The 5,389-nt window shown below is 67.1% G+C and carries 5 protein-coding genes and 3 tRNA genes; 3 read left to right on the plus strand and 5 right to left on the minus strand.

Going from position 1 to position 5,389, the window contains the following annotated elements:
• The 3 genes from VFG33_RS40595 to VFG33_RS40605 all read left to right on the plus strand — a co-directional run.
• The coding region (locus tag VFG33_RS40595) for a YihY/virulence factor BrkB family protein (protein WP_325058376.1) at positions 1–1,324 on the plus strand (1,324 nt) is incomplete at its 5' end.
• A 162-nt stretch (positions 1,325–1,486) separates the two neighbouring features.
• Positions 1,487–2,560 (plus strand): ribosome small subunit-dependent GTPase A, encoded by a 1,074-nt coding sequence (gene rsgA, locus VFG33_RS40600; RefSeq protein ID WP_325058377.1) that lies wholly within the window; start codon positions 1,487–1,489, stop codon positions 2,558–2,560.
• A gap of 24 nt (positions 2,561–2,584) precedes the next feature.
• The gene (locus VFG33_RS40605; RefSeq protein WP_325058378.1) at positions 2,585–3,328 is read left to right on the plus strand and encodes an SDR family NAD(P)-dependent oxidoreductase; all 744 of its coding nucleotides are present in this window, start codon (positions 2,585–2,587) and stop codon (positions 3,326–3,328) included.
• Here VFG33_RS40605 and VFG33_RS40610 read toward each other — a convergent pair.
• The 5 genes from VFG33_RS40610 to VFG33_RS40630 all read right to left on the minus strand — a co-directional run bounded on the left by VFG33_RS40610 (position 3,313) and on the right by VFG33_RS40630 (position 5,330).
• Entirely contained in the window at positions 3,313–3,870 is a 558-nt protein-coding gene (locus tag VFG33_RS40610; protein ID WP_325058379.1) for a GNAT family N-acetyltransferase, read from the minus strand. The two genes, VFG33_RS40605 and VFG33_RS40610, sit on opposite strands and share 16 nt — an antisense overlap.
• A 169-nt stretch (positions 3,871–4,039) precedes the next feature.
• Positions 4,040–4,111, minus strand: a tRNA-Val gene (locus tag VFG33_RS40615).
• 25 nt (positions 4,112–4,136) lie between these two features.
• A tRNA-Cys gene (locus VFG33_RS40620) sits at positions 4,137–4,207 on the minus strand.
• 29 nt (positions 4,208–4,236) lie between these two features.
• Positions 4,237–4,309, minus strand: a tRNA-Gly gene (locus VFG33_RS40625).
• Positions 4,310–4,460: 151 nt separating this feature from the next.
• On the minus strand, positions 4,461–5,330 hold the full coding sequence (locus tag VFG33_RS40630; protein ID WP_325058380.1) for a sigma-70 family RNA polymerase sigma factor: 870 nt from the start codon (positions 5,328–5,330) through the stop codon (positions 4,461–4,463).
• Positions 5,331–5,389: the final 59 nt, after the last annotated feature.

Here is a 5,389-nt window from a genome sequence, read left to right on the forward strand (position 1 = left end):
ACGCATTCCGGCGACGACCTGGAAGCTGATCACCCAGACCGTCGGCGTCTGCCTGCGCTACCGGGTCACCGGCCTGGCCGCCGAGGCGGCGTTCTTCGCCATCCTGTCGCTGCCGCCGCTGATTTTCGGGCTGGCCGGCAGTATCGGCTTCATCGCCGACCAGTTCTTCGAGGTCGAGACGATCACCGACATCAAGTTGCAGATCATCGACCTGGCGGGCCGGGCGCTGACGGCAGATTCGGTCAAGGGCGTGATCGTGCCGACGCTGAACACCGTGCTCGGCAGCGGCGGACGACCGGACGTGATCTCGGTCGGTTTCCTGCTCGCCCTGTGGTCCGGGAGCCGGGCGCTGAACGTCTTCGTGGACACCATCACGATCATGTACGGGATGGGCGGCAAGCGCGGCATCGTCCGGACCCGGGCGCTGTCCTTCAGCCTGTACTGCGCGGCGCTGGTCGTCGGCGTGATCGTGCTGCCGCTGGTGCTGGCCGGCCCGGATGTAGTCAACGATCTGCTGCCGCAGCGAGTCGACTTCCTGGGCCAGCTCTACTGGCCGGTCGTCACGATCCTGTCGGCGGGCTTCCTGAACACCCTTTACCACCTGTCGGTCCCGGTCCGGACGCCGTGGGTCTCGGATCTGCCGGGGTCATTCCTGGCGTTGTCGATCTGGATCCTCGGCAGCTTCGTGCTGCGCTGGATCCTCCAGAGCACGGTCGGCGGTACGTCGATCTACGGGCCGTTGGCGGCGCCGATCGCCGTACTGATGTGGCTGTATATGACGGCGATCGCTGTGTTGATCGGGGCCGCGTTGAATGCCGTGGTCGATCGGCTGTGGCCGCACAAGGCTCGCAAGGACCATGAGGTCGAACCGGTGATGAAGGCCGAGTCGGAACCGCACCACGTGGAAGACGTGCCGGTTGCCCACGAGCGGCCCGAGGCGAAGATCGCGCGAGCGGTCGAGGCGCTTGGCGAGGACAGCGACAAGCGTGCAGAGAAGGCACCGGTGGAGGCGCCTTCCATTCCGGTGGCGGGGGACGGAAAACCAGAGGCGGACGGCGAGGTGCCGGCGGACGCCAAGGTGGAAGCGGACAGGAAGCAGGCGGTCGGGCGTCAGGGCGAGGGCGAGCGTCAGGCGGCGGCCGACGCGGAGCTGAAGGCCGAGGGGCGGTCCAAGGGTGACGCGGAGCTGAAGGCCGAGGGGCGGCCCAAGGGGGACGGGGAGCTGAAGGTGGAGGGGGCGGCTGGGGTTGGTGGGGAGCTGAAGGCGGGGCGGCGACGGGCGTCGGTGGGAAAACCCAGTGCACCGGTTGAACCTGACGAATAGGCTGATCACATCGCGACAGACCGTCATCCGGACGGCAGGACACAGAAGGGAGTTGACGACCAAATGAGCTTCGATCTGGCCCACCATCGGGCCGTTGTCTCCCGCTCCGTTCGTCCGCTGAGCTGATCTCGCGGACGGGCCTCTCGAAAGGTTCGCCGCACGATGTCAGCTGAACTTCTGGCCCTGGGTCTCGACGCCACTACCGCCGACTACCTCGCCACGCTTCCGGGCGCCGCCGAACTCGTACCGGGACGGGTCGCCCGAGTCGACAAAGGCTTGTCCACCATCCTCACCGAGGACGGCCCCGTCCGCGCCACCTGGTCCGGCGGCCTGCTCGCCGCGATCGCCGCCGACTCCCAGGCGACGCCGTGTACGGGCGACTGGGTCGCCCTGCGTCGCTGGCCCGACGACCGCGTCACCGTCGAATCCCTGGCTCCGCGCCGCAGCGCGATCGTCCGCGCCGAGGTCGGTGGTTCGTCCAGAGGCCAGGTTCTCGCGGCGAACGTCGACGTGGTCGCGATCGTCGTCGGCCTCGAACCCGAGCCGAACATCAGCCGGATCGAGAGATTCCTCGCGCTCGCCTGGGAAAGCGGCGCCCGCCCGGTCGTCGTACTGACCAAGGCTGATCTGGTCGTCGACGCCGACTCCATCGCGGAGGACGTGGCCACTGCGGCACCAGGTGCCGAGGTTCTGGTGTGCAGCGCCACGACGGGCGAGGGTCTGGATGCAGTGAGCGCTCTCTTGGACGAGAACGCGACGCTCGCGTTGCTGGGTGTCAGTGGCGCGGGCAAGTCGTCGCTGGTCAATGCTCTGGCTGGCGTGGAACTCCTCGACGTCCAGGCGATTCGCGAAGACGGCAAAGGCCGCCACACCTCCGTACGGCGTGAGCTGATCGTTCTGCCGCAGGGTGGTGTCGTGATCGACACCCCCGGACTCCGGGGCATCGGCCTGCAGGAATCCGGTGAAGGCCTGGCCGCCGCATTCCCGGACATCACCGCCCTGGTGGAGCGGTGCAAGTTCACGGATTGCGCGCACGCGACGGAGCCCGGCTGCGCAGTACAAGCTGCTCTCGAGGACGGCGCCCTGCCAGTACGTCGGTACGAGAGCTGGCAGAAACTTCAACGCGAAGCGGCGTTCATGGCCCGGCGTACCGACCTACGGCTTCAACGCGAAACCAAGAAACAATGGATCCGCCAAACCAAAGAACACCGCCGAGACAACAAACCCCGGCTCTAGACCCGGGGTGGAAGACTCGGGGGTATGGATCGAGCTGTGTTGGTGACTGGGGCATCGCGGGGGATCGGGGCGGCTACGGCGAAGGCGTTCGCCGCTGCCGGTGATCGGGTCGCGGTCCATTTCGGCGCATCTGAGGAAGCGGCAACGACCGTTCTGAAGGAGTTGCCGGGGGATGGCCACGTCCTGGCGCAGGCCGATCTCGCGGATCCGGCGGGGATCCAGGAGATGGTCGATGGAGCCGCGTCGGCGCTCGGCGGCATCGACGTACTGGTGAACAACGCCGGCGTGTACGAACCACATCCGATCCGGCGCACGTCGTACGAGGATTGGCAGCGGGCGTGGTCCGGCACTCTTGCTGTGAACCTGGTCGGCGCGGCGAACGTCACCTGGTGCGCGGTGCGGCACATGGGTCGTGGTGGGCGGATCGTCAACGTCTCCTCGCGCGGAGCGTTCCGCGGAGAACCGAACCAGCCGGCGTACGGCGCGAGCAAGGCGGCGCTGGTCTCGTTCGGGCAGTCGTTGGCCCGGGCACTCGGTCCGGATGGGATCGCGGTCACCACGATCGCGCCTGGCTGGACGACGACCGACATGGCGGCGGACGCGTTGTCCGGCGACGGGTATGACCGCCGTCGGCTGGAGAGCCCGTTAGAACGAGTCGCGTCGCCCGATGAGGTGGCGGCCGCGATCCTCTATCTGGCGTCTCCCGAGGCCGAGTTCGCGACCGGGACCGTGCTCGACTTCAACGGTGGGTCTCACTTGCGCATGTGAAGCTCGGCGAACTCCTCGGCCGTGATGCCCATCAGGACCATGTCCTGGTACGCGCCGCCGAGGAACTCGTGCTCCCGCAGGCGTCCTTCATGCTGGAAGCCGAGGTGCTCGTGCAGGGCGATCGAGGCCTCGTTGTAGCCGTAGACCCCGGCTTCGGCCTTGTGATAGCGGCGTTCCAGGAACATGTAGCGGAGCAGGATCTTCACGGCGTCGCTGGCGTAACCGTGGCGGTGATACTCCCGCCCGATCGCGATCCCGTAGCTGAACCGACCGGCGCGCTGACTGGTGCCGTTCGTCGACAGTGCGCCGACCAGCGTGTCGGTCTCGATCGCCTCGATCGCGAGCTGGAAGTGGTCGTTCTCAGCCTTGTGCAGTGACTGCTCCTCAGCCCACTGCAAGGACGCGGCATCCGACCGAGGCAGATGAACCATGTCAGCATCCCGCTGAACCTCGGTGTCGTCATCGAACCGCCGAAACTCGGCCCAGTCCTCCGGCTCGATCCCACGCAACCGAACCCGCTCACCGGTCCACATCGAACTCATGCCCACGCATTCAACCAGTGCCAGTTACGCCCGGTCCACGGCATTACGCCAGCCACAGCAAAGGGGGTGTGGGTGGCGAAGCCCCCACTCCGCGCGGCGAAGCCGCGCACAAACAACGTAGGCGACCCGGTCCGCGCTCTCCGCGGACACGAGTCGCCCATCGTCTACGTGGACGATACTGGGATCGAACCAGTGACCTCTTCCGTGTCAGGGAAGCGCGCTACCGCTGCGCCAATCGTCCAAGATCTTCAGTTAGGAATTGTTCGAGGTGGAGACGGGATTCGAACCCGTGTACACGGCTTTGCAGGCCGTTGCCTCGCCTCTCGGCCACTCCACCACAGAGTCTCAGCCTACCGACCTGTACCGAGCGAACGACCGGGTTCGAACCGGCGACCTCAACCTTGGCAAGGTTGCGCTCTACCAACTGAGCTACGTTCGCATCGCGGTGAGCCGACCCGGTGGTGCCCGGTCTGCTCGGTGCGAGAGCAGAACAGTAGCGCACTTTCTCCGGCCAGGAAAACTGAGTATCCGGGGTGTCGCGCCTGGTCGCGTCCAGCGGGAAAGCGAGCACACGAGTCACATCCGTCCCACTAACCTTCGAGCATGCTGACCTCGACCTCGCGCAGGTAGTCGGCGTCTCCCAGCAGTTCGATCGAGGTGATCCGGCCGTCCGTGACGGTGAACGCGAGGACCACCTGCAGTTCGCCGTGATGGGCCCAGACCGCGCCCGCGACACCGTCGACGAGCGCAAGCTTCGCGGCCTTCGCGCGACCCGAGAAGTTCTCCGCCACAGCGGCGGCCCCGCGCACCAACGCTGCAGCGCCCCTCGCCGACACCGTCTCGTCCGCGCGAAGAACGACACCAGGATCCAGCAGCTCCAGCAGGGCCTCGAAGTCACCGCCTCGCGCAGCGGCGAGGAATGCACTGACGATCTCACGTTGCCGCGCCGCAGTCGCCGCCGGAATCTCCGGTGGCCCTTGCACCCGGCGCCGCGCCCGACTCGCCAGTTGCCGGGCAGCCGCGGGGGAGCGCCCCACGATCGGAGCGATGTCGTCATACGGGACCGCGAACATGTCGTGCAGCACGAACGCCAGTCGCTCGGCCGGCGTCAGCGTCTCGAGCACGACCAGGAGCGCGAAGCCGACCGAATCGGCTTGCATTGCTTCGAGTTCGGGATCCGGTACGTCGTGGTCGGTGAGCGCGGGGGAGTGTTCCCCGACGGACTGCTCGGGCTTCGAACGGCGGACGCGGAGTACGTCGAGACAGATGCGCCCGACGACGGTGGTCAGCCAGCCGGTGAGGTTGTCGATCGACTGCGGGTCGGAGCGGCTCAGCCGGAGCCAGGACTCCTGGACCGCGTCCTCGGCCTCCTGCTGCGAGCCGAGCATCCGGTACGCCACTGCGCGCAGGCGGTCGCGATTCTCCTCGAACCGGGCCGCGAGCCAGTCGTCGTCAGGCATAGGGTCATCCTCTCCTCCGGCACCGGTCACATTTTCGCGAGCCGGTCGTCATGGGGGTG

Source organism: Kribbella sp., assembly GCF_035687465.1.
In the GTDB taxonomy this organism is placed as follows: domain Bacteria; phylum Actinomycetota; class Actinomycetes; order Propionibacteriales; family Kribbellaceae; genus Kribbella.